This is a genomic window from Sphingobacterium sp. 1.A.5, assembly GCF_002734235.1.
In the GTDB taxonomy this organism is placed as follows: Bacteria; Bacteroidota; Bacteroidia; order Sphingobacteriales; family Sphingobacteriaceae; genus Sphingobacterium; species Sphingobacterium daejeonense.
In genome coordinates this window covers 1-19,156 of the sequence record NZ_PEBA01000028.1, presented here as the reverse complement: position 1 = coordinate 19,156, position 19,156 = coordinate 1, and the positions used below count along the sequence as shown (strand labels likewise).

General features: G+C 35.2%; 16 protein-coding genes and 1 tRNA gene. 8 read left to right on the top strand and 9 right to left on the bottom strand.

From position 1 onward, the window contains the following. Nucleotides 1-202, bottom strand: a 202-nt coding sequence (locus CRT24_RS21055; protein WP_218962627.1) for a hypothetical protein, incomplete at its 3' end; no start/stop codon positions are given. 842 nt (nucleotides 203-1,044) lie between these two features. Between CRT24_RS21055 and CRT24_RS12435 the strand changes: the two genes are divergently transcribed. From CRT24_RS12435 to CRT24_RS12415, 5 genes are all read left to right on the top strand, one after another. Beyond that, nucleotides 1,045-1,479 carry a DUF3995 domain-containing protein gene (locus CRT24_RS12435; RefSeq protein WP_099371558.1) on the top strand — a complete coding sequence of 145 codons (435 nt, stop codon included), beginning with the start codon at nucleotides 1,045-1,047 and terminating at the stop codon, nucleotides 1,477-1,479. Nucleotides 1,480-1,566: 87 nt separating this feature from the next. Then, nucleotides 1,567-2,808 carry a DUF3748 domain-containing protein gene (locus CRT24_RS12430; protein ID WP_099371557.1) on the top strand — a complete coding sequence of 414 codons (1,242 nt, stop codon included), beginning with the start codon at nucleotides 1,567-1,569 and terminating at the stop codon, nucleotides 2,806-2,808. Nucleotides 2,809-2,910: 102 nt separating this feature from the next. Next, the gene (locus tag CRT24_RS12425; RefSeq protein ID WP_099371556.1) at nucleotides 2,911-3,390 is read left to right on the top strand and encodes a DUF1572 family protein; all 480 of its coding nucleotides are present in this window, start codon (nucleotides 2,911-2,913) and stop codon (nucleotides 3,388-3,390) included. Then, nucleotides 3,371-3,775 carry an NUDIX domain-containing protein gene (locus CRT24_RS12420; protein ID WP_218962625.1) on the top strand — a complete coding sequence of 135 codons (405 nt, stop codon included), beginning with the start codon at nucleotides 3,371-3,373 and terminating at the stop codon, nucleotides 3,773-3,775. Before CRT24_RS12425 ends, CRT24_RS12420 begins: the two co-directional genes overlap by 20 nt. A gap of 197 nt (nucleotides 3,776-3,972) precedes the next feature. Further along, a complete protein-coding gene (locus tag CRT24_RS12415; RefSeq protein WP_099371555.1) occupies nucleotides 3,973-6,504 on the top strand; it encodes a tetratricopeptide repeat protein in 2,532 nt (843 codons plus the stop codon). Between the two features lie 60 nt (nucleotides 6,505-6,564). Here the strand turns inward: CRT24_RS12415 and CRT24_RS12410 are convergent, their stop codons facing one another. Then, a complete protein-coding gene (locus tag CRT24_RS12410; RefSeq protein WP_099371554.1) occupies nucleotides 6,565-8,799 on the bottom strand; it encodes a S41 family peptidase in 2,235 nt (744 codons plus the stop codon). A gap of 399 nt (nucleotides 8,800-9,198) precedes the next feature. Between CRT24_RS12410 and CRT24_RS12405 the strand changes: the two genes are divergently transcribed. After that, nucleotides 9,199-9,528, top strand: a complete 330-nt coding sequence (locus CRT24_RS12405) for a hypothetical protein (protein WP_138092045.1) — start codon at nucleotides 9,199-9,201, stop codon at nucleotides 9,526-9,528. Between the two features lie 373 nt (nucleotides 9,529-9,901). Here CRT24_RS12405 and CRT24_RS12395 read toward each other — a convergent pair whose 3' ends face one another. The 5 genes from CRT24_RS12395 to CRT24_RS12375 form a co-directional block, all read right to left on the bottom strand. Beyond that, entirely contained in the window at nucleotides 9,902-13,597 is a 3,696-nt protein-coding gene (locus CRT24_RS12395; RefSeq protein ID WP_180269129.1) for a tetratricopeptide repeat protein, read from the bottom strand. Nucleotides 13,598-13,640: 43 nt separating this feature from the next. Continuing rightward, the gene (locus tag CRT24_RS12390; RefSeq protein ID WP_099371551.1) at nucleotides 13,641-15,341 is read right to left on the bottom strand and encodes a hypothetical protein; all 1,701 of its coding nucleotides are present in this window, start codon (nucleotides 15,339-15,341) and stop codon (nucleotides 13,641-13,643) included. Between the two features lie 172 nt (nucleotides 15,342-15,513). Next, a complete protein-coding gene (locus tag CRT24_RS12385; protein ID WP_171017669.1) occupies nucleotides 15,514-15,792 on the bottom strand; it encodes an IS3 family transposase in 279 nt (92 codons plus the stop codon). Between the two features lie 234 nt (nucleotides 15,793-16,026). After that, the gene (locus CRT24_RS12380; RefSeq protein WP_099371549.1) at nucleotides 16,027-16,215 is read right to left on the bottom strand and encodes a transposase; all 189 of its coding nucleotides are present in this window, start codon (nucleotides 16,213-16,215) and stop codon (nucleotides 16,027-16,029) included. A gap of 204 nt (nucleotides 16,216-16,419) precedes the next feature. Beyond that, nucleotides 16,420-16,493 (bottom strand) — tRNA-Ile (locus tag CRT24_RS12375). A gap of 87 nt (nucleotides 16,494-16,580) precedes the next feature. On the opposite strand from CRT24_RS12375, the gene CRT24_RS12370 reads away from it, so the two are divergent. Further along, nucleotides 16,581-17,213: an HAD family phosphatase gene (locus CRT24_RS12370; protein ID WP_257214036.1), complete on the top strand. Its 633-nt coding sequence runs from the start codon at nucleotides 16,581-16,583 to the stop codon at nucleotides 17,211-17,213. A gap of 81 nt (nucleotides 17,214-17,294) precedes the next feature. Next, a complete protein-coding gene (gene rpsU / locus CRT24_RS12365) occupies nucleotides 17,295-17,486 on the top strand; it encodes a 30S ribosomal protein S21 (protein WP_093097788.1) in 192 nt (63 codons plus the stop codon). Nucleotides 17,487-17,783: 297 nt separating this feature from the next. On the opposite strand, the gene CRT24_RS12360 is transcribed toward rpsU, so the two are convergent. Together CRT24_RS12360 and CRT24_RS20900 are read right to left on the bottom strand one after the other, a co-directional pair. Next, entirely contained in the window at nucleotides 17,784-18,209 is a 426-nt protein-coding gene (locus CRT24_RS12360; RefSeq protein ID WP_144034579.1) for a hypothetical protein, read from the bottom strand. A 676-nt stretch (nucleotides 18,210-18,885) separates the two neighbouring features. After that, nucleotides 18,886-19,156, bottom strand: a 271-nt coding sequence (locus tag CRT24_RS20900) for a hypothetical protein (RefSeq protein WP_218962583.1), incomplete at its 5' end; no start/stop codon positions are given.

Below are 19,156 nucleotides of genomic sequence, written 5' to 3'. Positions count from 1 at the left end.
AACCTTCCAGTTCGACAGAGAGGGTCCGCTTGCACATCTTGGCGATCAGCAGGACCAATCTCTCGAAATTGAGCTTCCGGTCCCGGGTGAAATGGGTTTTGGAATTCCTGAAAAGATTGAGCAGCAGAGGGTCTGTTAAACAGATAGAAATAAAATTTTTTAGGTCTGAGACGATTTTAAGTGCTATTTTTACATCGGCCATAAACGCGGTTGTTTAGATTTGTTTAGTAGTGAATTCAAAATTAAACATTTACGTGATTTATGGCCTTCTTTTTTTCTTAACTTAATGACATTGCCCGATGGGGTGGGCGCGTTGTGGCAGATGTCTCCAGCTGGCACCATACTTCGCGCCATGGTTGGTGTCCCCACCAACCATTACTTAAGGTAGCTGTGCTGGTTATGTTGCATCCGCTAAACAAACATGCCACACCGATGGCGCTGGTTTTTGATGCGATAATCAACGCTATAGGTATGACATACCTACGGCATTTAAGATATATTTCATGTCTTCGACATTTAACCCCGATGGGGTGGGTTACCGAAGCAGGTGTCTCCACCTGCCATATAATGGAGCTAACTTTCAAACCAAATAACCCTGTAAGGGTGTCATTATTCTAGCTGATATTGTTATCCGCTCATGTAACCCCAGAGGGGTGTAACTATTATAGCGAAATATTTTATCAAATTTAATATCTCAAATCTCACATCTCATATCTCATATCTAATTCAATATTTCACATCTCACATCTCATATCTAAAACCTTTCTCCTTCCTACCTTCTTCCACTCTCCTTCGTCTCTTGTTCGCACCTTGTTCGGACCTCGTTCGGAGCTTCTTCGGAATACACCCGAACAAGGTCCGAACGAGGTCCGAACGAAAGAATACTGAGAGTGGAACGAGAGTGGAAGGAGAGTGGAACAAGATCCGATAAAAAGCAGATAGGTCAATCCCTAAAAAAAGAAGGGAATTAAAAATTAATTGATAAATTAGATATAATCCTTAACCATAATCTGCTTTTGTTGTTTAGTTTCTAAAAATGATATCATGTACTTTCTGTTTATATTTTCTTCAATTCTTCTTATCCTGATATTCTTATTTCTTACAGCAATACATGTGTACTGGGGATTCGGAGGGAGATGGGGCAGCAGTGCTGTCTTCCCTACAAAGGACGATTCTATAAAACCAGTCATGCCTGGACCTATTCCTACATTCACTGTAGCATTGGGATTGTTTGTTTTTGGCTTGATTGTATTTTTGAATTTAATAGACCTTGATCTACCACCATGGTTAGATATTCTGAGAAAATATGGAATATGGGCGATAATAGTAATTTTCCTGGTACGTGCAATTGGCGATTTCAGGTATGTAGGATTTTTTAAGAAATACAGAAATACAAAATTTGGTAAAAATGATACAAAATATTACTCGCCCTTGTGTATGCTGATAGGAATTTTGGGTATAATAATAATTGTTATTTAGAAATTAATGAATCTCGTGTACTTCCGTAAACCTTTATATTTACTAGTCCTTACTGCCATATTTGGATGCAATCCGAAGAATACTACTATGCAAAGAATAAAAACTCTAACCTCCTCCGATAAAGGCCATATGCTCCATCATAATGGCTCATTTAATGCTACTGATGAGTGGATCGTATTTGATACTAGAAATGATGAAACAAAAATTGGTGAAACGGGAGAAATTGGAATTGTAAATGTTAAGACTAAAGAAGAAAAGATAATCTATCTAACTACAGACCAAACTGTTTATGGTCCAGGGGTTGGGGCGGTTTCATTTCATCCTTCGGAAAATCGTGTAATTTTTATTCATGGTCTTTTGGATGCACATAAAGGTATGCCTTATGGTATGACCCGTAGATTCGGAATGATGGTTGATCTATCAAGTCCACTAAAAGGAATTCCGGCCGATTCTAGGGATGTTACCTCGCCTTATCAAGCGGGTACTCTTCGTGGCGGGTCACATTCACATTGCTGGAGCCCAAATGGAAAAATGATCAGCTTTACCTATAATGATGAATTTGTGAGTCCTGAATTAAGGACTGTGGGTGTAATGGTTCAACCTGATAAAGAAATCTTTGTCGATAGCGCAGCAGGTAATATCCAAGGCAAGTATTATTCTGCCATTATTGCAGATGTTATAACGGAGCCTGAACCTGGTTCTGACCAATTTTCTAAAGCATTTGATGAATGTTGGTTAGGAAATATAGGTGATGATCCTAATCCTAGTATCGTATTTCAGGGTACAACAAAAAATAAAGATGGGGAAGATGTGGTTGAGATCTTTTTAGTTGATATTGTCCCTCAGAAGATGCTTCAAGATAAGGAAGCTATTGGTAATGAAGGTGAGAAAATCAGGGTACCGAAAGGAATTGTTTCCAAAAGATTGAGTCATTCTGAGAATGGGCTTTCAGACTTAAGACATTGGTTGCGGTCAAGTCCTGATGGCAAATTTGTTTATGCTCTGGCAAAGGATAAGAATGGATTCAATCAGATTGCCCGATGTGAAGTGAAAACCGGTGAACTCAAGAATATATCGAACCTTGACTTTTCGATTTCATCACCCATTAACATCGATCCTAAAGGTGGGAAGATTACATTTATCTCCAACAATAATGTCTATTTATTTGATTTGAAGTCTTTGAAAGCAGATAAAATAACTGATTTTGGGTCTGATGATTTGCCTTTGCTGGGTGTACCTGTTTTTTCAAGAGATGGGTCGAAGCTAGCTTTCAACCAGTTTGTTGAAAAGGATGGAAGAAAGAATGTGCAGATAAAAATGATCTATTAATTCTTGCAGTGATTGTGAGTATCAGGTTGCCAACAAATTTATAATCTACGAGGAATTTCCCGAAAATTTATCTAATTTCATATCAACCATTTTCTTTAATCTATGTCGAATCCAACATTGATCAGTACCCTTTTAACTATTTTTGAACGAGATTTAAATAAGCTCAGAACTGAAATTGAATCTTATACTGATGAAGAAAAATTATGGATTATAGAAGGTACTATTGCCAACTCAGCAGGGAATTTATGTCTTCATCTGATAGGGAATTTGAATACTTACATTGGCGGTGAATTGGGTAAATCTGGCTATATTAGAGATAGAGATGCAGAATTCAGTTTGAAAAACGTTCCTAAGTCAGAACTCTTAAATAAAATCGAAAGTACAAAACAGGTTGTTTTAAATACTTTAGATAAAATTTCTGTTGAAGATCTGGAAAAAGAATATCCGATCGAAGTATTTGAGCGAAGAACTACTGTTTCCTTTTTCTTGGTTCATTTGGCAACTCACCTTAATTATCACCTAGGACAGATTAACTATCACAGAAGATTAACCAATCATACTTATGGCTCCCAAAATTATTGATAAAGTAGCTTTAATTCATTTATCTGAAAAGAAGGTCCTCAGTACTCTTTCAAAGAATAAGAACAAATTATATTTTCCTGGCGGGAAAAGAGAATTAGGGGAATCAGATTTGGAATGTTTGAAAAGAGAGCTTTTGGAAGAATTGAATATTCAAATTTTAGAAAATACCGTTAAGTTTTTTGGAAAATTTGAAGCCCAAGCAGACGGACATCATGATAGTATTACTGTTCAAATGTTATGTTATTTTTCTGAATTCGAAGGTATTCCGATAGCTTCAAGTGAGATCCATTCATTTGAATATATAACTTATGCTGACCGCTTTAGAACCTCTGCCGTTGATATTCTGATTTTGGAAAGATTAAAGGAACTTGAATTAATCGACTAGTAAAACTGCGGCTTTGCTGATTGTATCTTATTAAATTCTAAATATTTATTCCTTGGCTGACTTTTTGCTAAGAATTCCCTTAATGATGAGTGGAATTTTTTTAGATTTGGGTTTCACTTATTGGATAAGAGTTGTTATTTGACAGGTTTTCTTATCCATGTTAAACTATTAGAAAATCTCAGAAATACAGACGAAAAATGATACTGAAACAAAGGATCAGCAATAATTATTTAAAACCTATTCTTACTGGAGTGTTTTCAGTTGTGCTGTTGGCGGGATATGCGCAGGAAGGGGAAAAACAGCAAGGTGAGAAGCCAGCGAATGAATTAACGAACAGATTCAATCCTCAGGAAATGGATTCCATTGAGATTGTCAGGGATTACCGTCCGATGCTTGCCGATGCGGTTAAGATTCGCCGTAGTCCAGATATGAACATCGATCGGAAATCATTGGAGATTGAGCTTCGTAAGATTGCTGCCGGCATGTATTTTTCCAGAAATAAATACAAAGAACCTTATCATAGTCCACTACCCGAGAAATATCCAAATTCTTCACGCGACAATATAGACAATAACAGGATTGGTATTATAGCATATCGCGGACGCGAATTTGAGCGGGCGGCTTCTATTTTGAAAAAGGTTGCTCCCGGTGATGCTTTCTATCAAAGCTCAATGATAGCATTAGGATATATTGCTCAGGAAAATGGCGATAAACAAGGTGCACGTGATGCTTTTAATAAAGCATCAGAAATGAATTATGATCAGGACTTAAAGGCAGATGCACTTTATAATTACGCCAAATCATTATATGAACTGGATTCGATTGAAGTTTCTTTGAATCCTCTGCAGCAATTTATTTCAATGAAATATGCTGATCTAGATCCAAATTCAAAAAATGCAGAGAGCACTGAAACTCGTATGGCTCAGGTCCTGTCGGGTTCCAGTAATTTCCAAGCAGCAGTTTATCTCTTGGAATCTTTCCAAAATAGAGAACAGAAAGCTGATGAGGTATATCAAAAATTAACTTATTACCGCGGAATGGAATTTTATAATGAACGTGCTTTTGAGAACAGTATCTCAATGTTCATGCGTTCTGAAAAATTCCCTTACGATAAGACCATGGCAGCTTTAGCAACCTATTGGAAAGCAGAAGCAATGTATGAAGTCCGCAAGTACTCGGAAGCGGTTGATAATTTTTCCAAGTTTCTTCAGTTACCGGAAGCTAAAACTACAAGTGTTTACAATTATGCAAACTACGCTTTGGCGTATGCTGCATTCCGTATTAATAGATATGCTGTAGCAGCACAATATTTTGAGCGTTTCTTAGCAGCGGAGAAAGGTACTTTAGACGAAAGTGTACGTTATGATGTGATCGCTAGGTTAGGGGATTCCTACCTTTCTACGCGAAATTATAGCCGTGCAAATGAATACTATGATCAGCTGATTGCCAACAATGCTCCTAATCAGGATTATGCTTTGTTCCAGCATGGTATAATTCAAGGTTTGCAAGGGGATAATCAAGCGAAACTCAATACGCTGAAGTCGGTAGTTGAAAAATACCCTAGTTCGAACTATGCTGATGATGTAGCATTTGAAATACCGTATATCTACTTCACTGAAGGTGATTACGATACTGCAATAGAAGGTTTGCAAAGAATGGTTGAACAGTACCCTCGTAGTAGTTATGTGCCTCGGGCATTGGTGACTATCGGACTGGTACAGTACAACAAGGATGACAATGAGGCTGCATTGGCAACCTTCCAGAAAGTGGTAAAAGATTATTCTAAAACTAGTGAAGCTTCGCAAGCATTGCTTTCTATTGAAAACATCTATTTGGATCAAGGAGATGCAACAGGCTACATCCAATATGCAACCGGAACCAATATTACCGACTTGAGCGTTGGAGAGCAGGACAACCTGGCATTTCAAGCTGGGCGTACCTTGTTTGCTAGAAAGCAATATGGTCCCGCAGTAGAGGCTATCAATGCATATTTTGATAAATTTCCGAAACCAAGGCAGGAAAAACATGCTCGTTATATCCGTGGAGTCAGTTTATATCATACTGGCCATCCCGAGGAAGCTTTACATGACTTGAATATCATCCTGAACGACTGGACCAGTGAGTATACTGAAAATACCTTAATGACGGTAGCTACATTGTATCTGAACTTAAAGCAATATAACGAAGCAATCGTTCACTTGAAAAAGCTTGAGCTAAATTCGGATTACAAAGATAATTATGGTTTCGCGGTTACGAATCTAATGATCTGTTATTACGAACTCGGTGATTATGAGATGATGGAGCAATATGCGCAATTGGTCAAGGAATATCAAGGAGCAACTGAGGCTGAGATTGCGACTGCTCATTTGTATACTGCTAAGGCAAAGCAACAGCAAGGAGATAAGGAATCTACTTTGAAAGAGTTGAACCTAGCTGCATTGAAAAGCAAATCTGCAGCAAGTGCTGAGGCAAGATACCTTGTCGCACTACAGCAGTATAAAAACAAAGAGTACGACAAAGCTGAGAAGTCTGCTTTTGACGTTATCGAAAATATGGATTCAAATGATTACTGGGTAGCCAAGAGTTTTATCTTGCTTGCTGATACTTATGCTCGCAAAGGGAATGCTGTTCAGGCGAAAAGTACCTTGGAAAGTGTAATCGAAAATTATGAGGCAGATGATGATATTATCCCTGAAGCAAAAGTTAAACTACAGAAATTGAAGAAATAGATCAAGGGATTTTGATATTATGAAAAAGCCAACTTTTAGAGTTAAAAGTTGGCTTTTTACTTAGTTATTTATCAACTCGATTGCTTTTTCCAGTACCTCATCTCTATTTGCTTTAATTCCTTCAATTGTTGGTTTAACGACTACATCAGGAACAACGCCTATTCTTTGGGTTTCAGTTCCGTCAGGGTAATAAACCCCAAGTCCGGAAATAAATGTTCTCAATCCTCCGGGTAAAAGGATTTCAGAAACATTGCCATCAGCTCCGGCAGTGGTACTTCCCACGATCTTGGAATTGTTCACAGCCTTAAATGCCATTGCGGTATATTCTGCTTGACTCTGAGATTTCTCATTGACCAAAACCACCAATTTACCTTTGTAATACAAAGGGTTATGTTGGATGGTAACAGGATTTGAAAATGTAAATTCACCAGGGTTTTTAGGATTTGGGAAGGTAAATTTTACGAATGTTGTAGGTTTTGACATGAAAAATGATCCCAAAGCAAAAGGAGCAAAACTCGAAGGGTAATTTCTGATATCTATGATGATACCCTTTGTATCCTTCAAAGTATTTTTGATCATATAGAAATCTTCATTTTTGATGTTTGCCAATGTAATATATCCAATATTACCGTCCATTATCTTATAAGATTTTTCATCATTATTAACCTTGTACATATAGTACATTTTAAGTTTTCCTCTTTCAAATAATGGAATTTCATGTTCTTGATTTTTTCTGTCGGAAACATACCTTAATTTCATGGAACTGTCAGTCGACCTTAAAATGTCTGCTGAGATATCCCTTAGCATGGCAGAAGAATTAGAGGATGGATAGTATATTTCTAAGCTGTCAACGATAGATTCTACCTTCTTTCCATTGATATGGGTAATATAATCGCCAACCTTTAATTTTGTCTGATCTGCATATTCTGGATTATAATAATCCACAACGACTAATTTATCTTCGATAAACTCTGCTTTGAAAGGAGCAAAATTCTTACCTCGTAATTCTTGGATCTTATCACCGCCAGAAGCTAATTTAGCATGCGAATCCTTAACATCTGCAATTATCTGTAACGCCACCAATTCGTATTCCAACTCATTTTTGGCATTCAGAAACCCTGGAATATATTCCTTTAGCACCTTATCCCAATCTTTTTCTGTCAAATGTTTGTTTGGGTTAAAGTAGTTCATCATATTCCAATATTTGTACAGAGCCAATAACCTAAATCCTGCGTCAGGGTAGGGCATATTGCTGTACGCCTTTTCATTCGTGAAGTCAGGGTTGCTTATATTTGGATGAAGTTTGATGTAGTAATTTTCATTTTGATTTCTATTGTTATAAATATCATTTAGCAAAACTTTCACTTCTGAAGATAGGTTTGAATTTTGAATCCATGACAGATCAGGTTTTAATACAGCAGATTCTGGACTTGGTTTGCAGTTGGTACAAGTTGGTATTTTTCCATATTTTTCAATCCATGTTTTTATAACCTGATCTCGGCCTTGATTATTATTTGCATTCAAAAACTGAGGTAAGACTCTGAATAACTCATAATCCCAATTGTAATTACCTTTCGCTATTTCAGGGTGATGATATTTCATAAATCCCCAAATTTTTCCCAAAAGTTCAAGATTACTAACCGATTCACCTGTCATTTTTGGGAAGGTAATGTTTGATCCATTGTCAAACTCTTTATCTTTATCTGCTGGAAATAATTCTCTTTCATAGATATCGATTTCATCTTTTCCTAAAATTTTTCCATCGATTGAAATCTGTAAATTATCCAACCACATTTTACCTTTTCCAACTAAAATACCTCCAAATACTATGTTTTGTGTTTTCTCAGGTTTTAATGGCAATTTAATTTCAAAATCCTGCCAATCCGTAGTGCCTTTTACACCTCGATTACCCATGTTGTCAAATGCAATCTGGGGGTCAATACGCATCCATAGCCCTGCATATCCATCTTTGACATCTTCAGTCTTGATGCTCCCTTTCAGAAGAATGCTTTTGCCCTGGTAATTATTGGGTACCTTGAACTCTAGTGCTTTAAAAACATTATTTCCCTCCGTACTCTCCATAACAACAGAATTTTTGCCCATTTTAACCTGACTGGAATCTATATAGACTTTATAATCGCCCTCTCCAAATTCCGTCCAACCTGTTGGATAACCATTTTGAATATTTTCAAAATCTAAGTTTAAATTCTTATCATTTGCTTTGGTCACATTTTGCGCACATCCATAAATGGGAATTAACAGGATAATTAAGAAATTTAAGACAAGTACTTTCATAATAAAGGTTTTTATAAGAATTGGTTATCTGATCAGTAAAAATGCTGTACTATTAAAAATAAGGAAATAATTTGTATTGGTTGAATAGAATTGCTGGATTTATTTAAAATTTAAGTTAATTCATTATGCAAATGGAAACTTTTAATAATGTATTCTAGCAAGAGGTTTTGAAGATTGGGTAGGGGGTTGCGAGAGTACAATTGCTTGGAAATAAAAGTCGTTCCGATAGCTTGGAAGGGCTTGTTTGAGGAGAAAGTTGTTTGTTTAGTTATAATTCTTAATACAAAATCATATCTACTTTCTGTATTTGATTTTTGTGTTATTTTAACGAAATTTAAAAACGATGTGATGGTAAATAATCGTTGATTGATAAACATTGACAAGAAAAAATAAATTAAAATGACTTTAAAAGAATTTAAATCACTTTACCCAAATACTTTTTTGGATTATTGTAATAGTAGTTACAGTAAAATGTCAACTTATAAGCCATTGGATAGAATTTATAATTTTCTAGATTCGAATTGTAGAATTAGAATTAACTTTTCTCCAATATTTAAAGAGGATTCTAAAAGTGAATTTGATCAACAGAATAATAGAACTTATTATAAACCTATTTTAACCATTGACGATCATACCATATTTTGTGGTGATTCATGGCTCATTGATCAGGCAAAAAAGATTGTAATTGGTAAAGCAATCTGTTATTTGGAGCACGGAATTATAGATTGAATAAATTTTAGATCAAGATTATTGAAAATTGGTCAATTCCACCGCGGATTATATAAATACATTGCTAAAAAAATACCCTGAAAGTGAAAACTTTCAGGGTATTTTCAGTGCGCCCACCTGGGCTCGAACCAGGGACCAAAAGATTATGAGTCTTTCGGCCTGTACCTTTTTACATGGTGCAAAATCGTCGTTTATGACTTGCAGAAGCAATATTTGAACTATTTTTGGAACCATAAAATTTTGCTTCGTAACACATTTGTAACGTTTTTTTTTAGAAAATAATTTGAGGTATGACGATTTAAATTTAATATGCCTTTTTCTAAACATCCGATACTGTTTGTGCCAGTAAATATTAAGGTCTTATTGGAACTGATCAAAAATTATACAATCGACGAAATTTAAACAACATTAATTTTAAAAATTTATATAAGTGTGGGATTCCATTATATTTTTCCATAATTGTCTCATAACTATCTATAACTTCATTTAAATTTCTTTCTGTTGATAATGAACACAATACAACCATAGAGATACTTACAAGTTCCTCAGGTATCAAATTGCGTAATATTATTAATAAATGAAAAAACTTGAACATCGTATGTGTAGCGCTTTCAGTAGTAGAGACTATACCAGACAACATTTTAGTTAAGGCTATGAACCTGTCCGTAACTATATATCCGTCACATTTTAAACAATGTAACAAAGTATGTTCATTGATGGATATAAAACTATATTTCTGTTCGATGAGTTTAATTAAACAGTCATGATAGATTTCATCTTCAATAGCTTTATCTTCTTTTAAGTGTTTTAGCAGAGGTATTATCCAAACTAATTCCACACTATTCATCAATCTTGTTGTTTGTTTTCTAAAAACAAGATCATCAGACAACAACACAGCTTCTTTTTCTTGAGCTAACAACGCAGAATCATAAAATGATCTTCCAAATTCCTTATACAATCTTTCTTTTTCATTCTTATTAAGTTTTAAAGTATTAGGACTTTCTATCGTAAGGTATTTATTTACAGCTTCTAACAGTGGTGAATTATTTAGAGTTTCACCATCCGTTATGTTGTATATGTTTTGTTGTAAATGTTCATAAATCAAGTCATAAGTGGTATGTGTTATTGTTAACTTATCGAATTCTGAACTTACAATTTCTAACAAATTCAAATCGAATAATGTAAGTACCCCACATATATCAAGAACTATATCATTCTTAAAATCAATTTCTTCTGACAAAATAGACTCTTTAAAAAATCCATGAGAGGCTATCAGTTTATGTCCCTTTTGTCTTATAATGTCCCGTATTTTGATAGGATTTTCATTTAATGCCTCAGAAAGAAGTCCTAACCCTACTTCCGCCCTGGTATAGTAAGAGAGTGCAATATCAAATGGGCTATCTTGACTTTTTTGTTCCAAACCTGCGGCTTTGATAAAATTGACAAGATCGTCTATGTGAAATGCCTTTACGGCTCCTTCTCTTTTGAAAATGCCACTTGCATCAGCTTGACATTGTTTGAACTGCTGGAGATACTTATTACTTATAGACTCTACAGCCCACTTTTTTTCCATAAAACCATTTGGCAATACCAGTTCAAATCCTACTTGTTTACCTGCTAAAAGTTTGTATAATTCCTCATCAATTGAAACCTCGCTTTTAGACCGAATTAAATCCGAAACACTACGGTTTTCAAATAATAGATCCATTCTTTCCCGAATGCCATCATAGAGTACTACATACGTACCTTCTGAAATTAAAGTAGGTGTGGGAAGATGAGAAAATACATCAAATTTTAGGCAGAATGTTAAATATAAATCGTTTGATTTGGGATTATTATACTTCCTATGATATTCGTATAAGATATCAATGCAGTCTGTCATCCGGCCTCGATAGGCTAAAATTGCTAAGTAATTGTTGAAGTCGTCAAAATTTAATAATTCATAATCTAATTTAGAATTTAGATATCGATCAAGCTGCTCAAAGTTTTGTGTTTTGAAATACAATGAAATTATAAAAACATTAATATCAATCCGTTCAGGATAAACAGCTAAATATTGTTCAGCTATAGAAATAGCCTTCTCATATTGATAATTTGAAGAATACACGTTACATTCCATTATAGTATACTTGGGGTGTATCCCTCGACTGTCTCTTAGTCTACCCAATAATTCTATCAATTTAAATGAATCACCGCTCTTTTCAATTAACCTTATCAAATTATCGGTTATGGTATCATAATCAAAGGTGATGATGCGTTTTTCCAGTAGCTCTACCCCCTTTTCAAAATAGTTAGTTTCCTCGTATAATTCCGACAATTGATAAATCAAACTAAATCTGGTTTCATCATTGATTTGTTCATAGCATTCTGATAGTAAATCCGGAAGATCTGGGGACTGCAAATGAAGTAAAATTCTTGCCTCAATAAGTCTAAAGTCTAACCCTATATATTCCTTGATTTTAGATTGCCAATAGGTCAATTTCTCAGTATCTTCGTTTTTAATATATCGATCTACAATAAAGTTAGTAGCTTGGTTTAAAAAGACGTTTCCCTCCCTTGATATTAGCTTTTCGTAATAATCTTCTAATTTACCAACTCTATTAGCTTGTGAGCTGATTTCAATAAGCATGAGATTGTCTTCAACCTCATTGAACATTAAGAAATACTGGTCAAGAGTGGCAAGCGCACCATTAAAATCCTTCAAGATAAAATGTATCATCGCCTTAAGCCGATACAGTTTTTGGTATTCAAGAGAGTACTCAGACTCTAATTCTTTAAGAATATTTATAGCATCCTGTTCTTTACGAAGAAGGTAGAGCAGAATAATTCTTGCTTGTTGTAAAAAAAGCTTACTTTTAGTAGCTTCTTTTTCAGACGCCAACAAATCGAGGATCAATTTTAAATGACATTCTATTTCCTCTGTTAGCTCTTTGTTAATACTTCGAATATTGAATATTCTGTAATCCGATTGATACCTATGAATCACACACTCGATATAGGTGATTTTAATAATCTCTGTGTCAGAAGCAACTTCAAAAACCTCTTTAACGGTGCGATAATAATCTTTGAAATGATTTTGATCTCTATAAGCAAGAGAGATAGCTCTTTTAACTTTGGGTTCATCCGTAAATTCTTTTGGCACCATTTTTAAGATTTCGTCTATGGCAAGCGATTGTTTCTTAATAATGATGTATACCTCCCAAATCTCTGGATTTTTCTCACCAAACAACTGAATTGCTTTCTCAATTAGTTGATTTGCTTTGATATAATCATTTTGATGTAGGAGAACTTGGGAGTAATTACATAAAGCAGCATAATTTTCTGTGTTAATCTCATATGCTTTCTTGAAATAACTATGAGCCTCGTCTTGTTTACCAAGTTCAAAATAAGAATGCCCAATATTGGTCAAGACTGTTGATTTGTGATCCGTAGATCTGATAGAGTGAAAATTATTTTCTAATATAAGGAGCGAATCAAGAGCTAAAGTAAACTGCTTATTTTCAATAAATGCATTAGCATATTTAATTTGTTCCTTTACTATTGGGCTGTCATCATTAAGAGCCTGAATCCTTTCTAAAATCACTGTAGTTTGCTGATGGGACTGTTCTTTCAAATCAGCTATAGAGTTAAGCATTTCACTCTGAACGGGAGTCGCCACCTGCCTAACCAGAATATCATAAGTAGCAAAAAAGTCTTCCAGTATTTTTTGTACTATTAGTTCATTCCAAGATGTGTCAGTTCTACCATCTTGGCTTTTCATCAATTCGTTATTAACGTGCCAAAGGAAGGGATTTTTATCTTTACTGTGAATGTAACTATTTTTAAAAATAGAAAAAGAAGCGTCTTTTATTAGAATATGGGAAAAATCACTCTGATTGATTCTGCTTTCAAAGAGCAATAAAGTGTGTATATAGAGAGATTTATCCTCATCCTTAGGTTTTTCGATGTCATAACTTGCCAAAAATTTATGAAATTCGTTTATATCCTTTAGCTTTTGATATCCCAAAGTGCCAGCATCCTTTAATAGGTCAGTAACGAATGGGATTCCTAATAAGCCAAAAACAGTCATTATCATATCTTTTTTATAGAATGATAAAAATACTCAAAAACGATTAAAAAGAAGTGTTTTTCAACACTTGCAAAGCATCATTGAACCACTTAGTGTTTTTATATTTAAAATTTTGCTTTTCTGATTTTCTCATTAGAAATTTTGTAAAAGAAATTACAGAATCACTCTTATTGGTCAATCTAAAAGACCTATAATCATTGATACAGGAACTAAGATTTAACTTATTATGGAAAAACAAATCCTCTAACTGAATAAGGTTATTCAGGTTTATCATGACCAAATCCTTAACTACATAGCAAGAATTTAACTCAGCAAGACCGAGTAAAGATAAAAACCGTTCGTTTAACATATAATTCACACCATCGACATCGAAATTAGAATCTGTGTAGATGATTACCGGAAAAACATATACCTTGTTCAGAGTAGTTTTGTCAATTTCCTTATGGATAACGGGTAGCTTTTCCCGAATCACGTTCAAAAGCTGTTTAATCGCTTTAGGTTTTGACTTTTTACTTTTGGTAGTTCTCTTTTCAAATGTCGATTCCTCAAATAATTCCAATACCTCATTTTGAATCTTAGACAGGTCCCTCGAATACTTGACCTCGGTGTTAAGTAATACGTCCTTGAATTCAAAAATGAACACCCTGGAACCCTTGCGGATATAATAATCCGGTTCACCATTTGAGATTTTGGACTTCAATGTCTCACCAGACAGCATCACGTCTGCATACTTACTGAAACATCTATTCATGATTTCACAGAATAATATCCGTTCGGTAAATCGTTGGCCAACCAATTGTTTTAAGTCTGGAAAGCCACTAATATTAGTTCTCTGTTTATATTTGGATAAGATTTTAGCAAAATCAAATAATAAGCTACTGAAGATCTTATCAACAAAGAACTTATCTGACAATATTATAAAATGATTGTTAGAAACCTTTAAAACAGGCGTTTGCCTTAAAGCTCTAAAATCTGTTCTCGAAACAAAAGATCCCAATTCGCAACAAATTGGTGCCATAAAGTTCAATGCCGACACGTAGGTATTATCTATGTACACAACCGGTGTCGCACCGGAATCATTCGTCGACATTTTTAGATATAAGGTAAAGTTGATGAATAAATATTCTTGCCATGTCATTCCATATTCTGACGAAAAAATCTGCAAGTATTCAAAAAAAATGCTGTCTTCTGCACAAAAAGACATAAAACTAAAACACTTAATAAATTCTGTGCGGTAATCTTTCGGGTATATAATATCGTTGTAGATCAGCTGTTCAGGAACATATACGCTTAGGAAAGATTCAGGAGAGTCAATCCGATCTACATTATCCACCTTGCTGGCTCTTTCATCACAACAAATCCAATATGCCAACATAATATTGCTGTAATCATCCCTACTTAATTCGTCTTGAGAAGAGTTGTTACAAATCAACAATTTTTCCATTAGCAATAACATAGCATGACTATCTATAAATGAGTATTCAGAAATTTTTATACTTTGTAAATAATCGACTACTATATGTTGTATATCTATGTTAAGCCTAAATAGGATGGGCATTAACAAACTTAGTTCATCATTGGTTTTTAGAAGCTGATTTCTTGTTAAGGCAAGATGGGAAACAAATTCTATAGCCCTAATAGTAGGAATAGTTTTTAGATACTCTTCAATTTCCTGGGGTTGTTTATCCGGGAATAGGCAAGAATAGGTCATTATCGATTTGATCTGTAAGTATTTTTTGGCCATTTGAGATCATTTTAAACTATTCAAAATAGTTTAAAATGATCAAATAAACAAAGAAAAACTCGGCTTTTCTTGTTCCTCCAGAGATTTGACGGACTATAGAATACATTATAATGTTATTTTTGCTTGATGACCATCGAACAGCTGGAATTGCAACTTAAAGTAGGAGATTTTTTTAAGCTGCCAATCTATCTTTTTCTAGTAGCGTCTCTTCAATCTGTTTGGGTGCTGAAAAATCTCTTTGGAGGAGATTTTCAACTATCTCATAGCCATGGACGGAATCTGTGGTCAACATATATTTTTTCATAACCTTATTTCGTATCCCATGTTTCTTCATCAATCTTGCAACGTAGCTTCTTGATACCATTTCACCCTTTTTGTGCAGCTCTGCGGTTATCCGTGGACTGCCATAGATATACTTACTGTCGCTGTATATCTGCTGTATTTTATCCACAAGTGCTTTTATTTCGTTGTTCCTTGGGGGATTCCGGGCAAACCAGCCAACGGTAAAAACAACTGCTACTAACGTTCAATACTTCGCACATCTTCTCTACGGAATATACTTCTCGGTTCTCCTTTATGTACCGGTATATGGACTGTCTCCCCTGGAGAAGATGGTTTTGGCCTTTTTTAATATATCACGTTCTAATTCTGTATCTCTTAACTTTTTACGTAAAAGCCTCTGCACCTATTGTTCTGGACTAATCCTAGGATTGTCAGGTAAAACCTTATTCTCATTATAAAGTGGATTTCTACGCCACTTACTCAATAAACTGGGGTCTATGTCTAATTCCTTGGGTACCTCTGCTACGGATCCCTTAACAACGCTCAGATCTATCGCCATTATCTTAAACGAATCATCGAATTTTCTATGCATCTCTACAAATTTAAAATTACTCCTTAAATCTGTCTCGCTCTTAAGGTAGCAACTCCAAATTTTTAATCTTCCCCCAAAGAATTCTGCTTGATCCTAAATCACATCGTTTCGGGATATCCGATTCGGTGTAGGACAGATGTCCCTAAAATGCCCTAAGAAACTAAAAAAGCCATTCCGATATTTTCGGAACGGCTTTTAGTTTTGTGCGCCCACCTGGGCTCGAACCAGGGACCAAAAGATTATGAGTCTTCTACTCTAACCGACTGAGCTATAGGCGCGGTTATTTTTTGTTGTTAAAAAAGGAAATTATTCCCGTTTTGACGATGCAATTATCGATATTTGAGACGAGAAAACAAAATTTTTATATGCAAAAAATTAAAAATGTTATTCTGGATTATGGCAATGTGATCTTTATGATTGACTTTCCTAAAGTGCGTCAGGCATTTATAGATTTGGGGATTGAAAACCCAGATGATTTTTTTGGACATAAAGGTCAGGACAGTTTGTTCGATGCCTTTGACAAAGGGGAGATCAGCGTTCCTGAATTTCGTGATGGTGTTCGTAAGAAAGCCAACCGATATGACCTTAGCGATGATCAGATCGATACAGCTTGGAATGCTCTTTTGATCGGGGTACCGGAAGGAAAGCATGAGATCCTGGAAAACTTGAATGCCAATTACCGTTCTTTTCTCTGTAGTAACAATAACGAACTTCATTATGCATATTGTATGAATTCGATCAAAGAACAGTATGGTGTTCCTAACAACGATCAGTTTTTTGAACGTACCTATTACTCGCATTTGGAGGGTTTGAGGAAGCCTGATGCAGCGATTTTTGAACGAGTATTGGATCAAAACAACCTTGTTGCAGAGGAAACTCTATTTCTTGATGACAGTCCTCAGCATTTGGAAGGAGCGGGGAGGCTTGGTATTCAGACTGTTCTGTGTTCTAATGAGCGTCCGTTGGAGCAGATAGTTGCGGACCTTAAATTATATTAATAATAGCTTGTGTAATCCTATTGCTTTACGTATCTTTGCAGACCAAGAATTTTTACGACGAAAGGAGGTATACAAAAAGCTATGATTATTGTTAATGTAAAAGAAGGAGAATCTTTAGATAGAGCGTTAAAACGTTTCAAGAAGAAATTCGAGAAAACTGGCGTATTAAGAGAATTACGTTCACGTCAAGCTTATGAGAAGAAATCCGTTGCTCGTCGTATCCAAGTTAAGAAGGCTATTTATAAGCAATCTTTAAATCAAGATAACGCGTAATGATATTTGAAAGCTGCCCAAGGGCGGCTTTTTTTGTGTAATGGGATTAGACATTAGACAAAAGACATAAGAGATTTTATAGTTTTAAATTAGGTGGCCTGGAAAGGTCATTTTTTGTTTTGAAACAAGTGATTGTTGTGATTTATTGTTGCACCCCTACAGGGTTTATTGACGTTGAATAATCATTCTAGAAAAGTTACACCCCCTCTGGGGTTTTATATTTTAGTATTGAGGTTACCTTGATTGTTGAGGGCAAGGTTTATGGTTTTATTAGAAAAGTAGACTAGTATTTGAGCTCTAATTTTTTAATTCTCTGCTTAAATTCGATTTTAATGAATCCACTAATTCTTGAATATTATTCACATTATTCGAATTCATGTATTTGTTTGTGTTATCAATATCGTCTGTCAATTTATTAAAATATTGAATTGGAATTCCTTTCGATTTGAAATCTGACTTTGAAGATTTTAATACAATCTTATTATTCTCCACTTTTATATCTTCAATTAAAACCTTGATTAATTGGTTTGCAACCATCTTTTCTTCTGATGTTCTCAATGAATCGGGAATGGTTTGAACATATCTAAAGACCTTATTTTGATTATTACAGGCGGATACAAGTAATGAAAAACCGATAATTAAAAAATAAAATGTGAATCTTAATAGCATCTCTAATTCGCAGATTCGTGTTGAGATGAATTGGTTAAGAATAGCGTTTTTCATTAAAAAAAGGTTTTTCATTATTTAATTTTATGATACATTAAAATTATAAAAAAATCTTTATGATTAAAATGTATGCATTTATAATATAAAATATTTTATTTAGCTCATGAATATCTTTTGTTTTGGTGACAAAGTTGGTTGGTGGTGACACCAACCATAGCGGCGGAAGACTTAATACAATGTCTGAGGTCAATATTATAAAAACGGTTTTCTGAGCTTGTGATGAAGGATGAACACGCATGTTGGGAGAACACATGGGCGATTTTGGGGGGAATGGAGTTGCGGCTTGCCGCAACTCCATTCCCCCCAAAATCGCCCCTTATAAAAAAAAGGTGTGTGTCATTCTCTCGCTTTAGCGAGAGAAACTATTTAGGCGCTGTGCAAGCGTTAGAACAACCCTTCTTGGCTGACAATTTTATAGCAGGGATTTAACAAACATGCCACACCTATGGCGTTTGTGTTTGATGCGATTTTCATTTCTATAGATATTACATGCCTACGGCATTTAAGAGATATTTCATGCCTATGGCATTTTACTCCGATGGGGTTTTTGCGCCGTGGCTCGTGTCTCCACCTGTCTATAATAGTTGCACCCCTACAGGGTTGAATGTTGCTTTATAATCATTTCTATAATAGTAGCACCCCTCTGGGCAATGTCATTAAGTTAAGGGTTTTATCATGCCGGTTTGTAGTTTGTGTAGGTCCTGTGCTTGCACTTTTTATTCGAGGTCTTAAGCTGCCTTGGGAACGATCTTCCCTTTCGAATGGGCAATGTGTCCTTGAGGAAATAGGCCGTGAGCTCCCTGAGGATTTCCCTTTCCCTGTTTTTGAAAAAGATGGCTATCAGGTTTTCCTTTAATTTTCCGAAGGATTTGTTCCCGTTGACCTTTTGGGGGTACTTTTTCGTGGATGTATCGCGGTCGAGCCGGACCTGGGCATCCCTGATC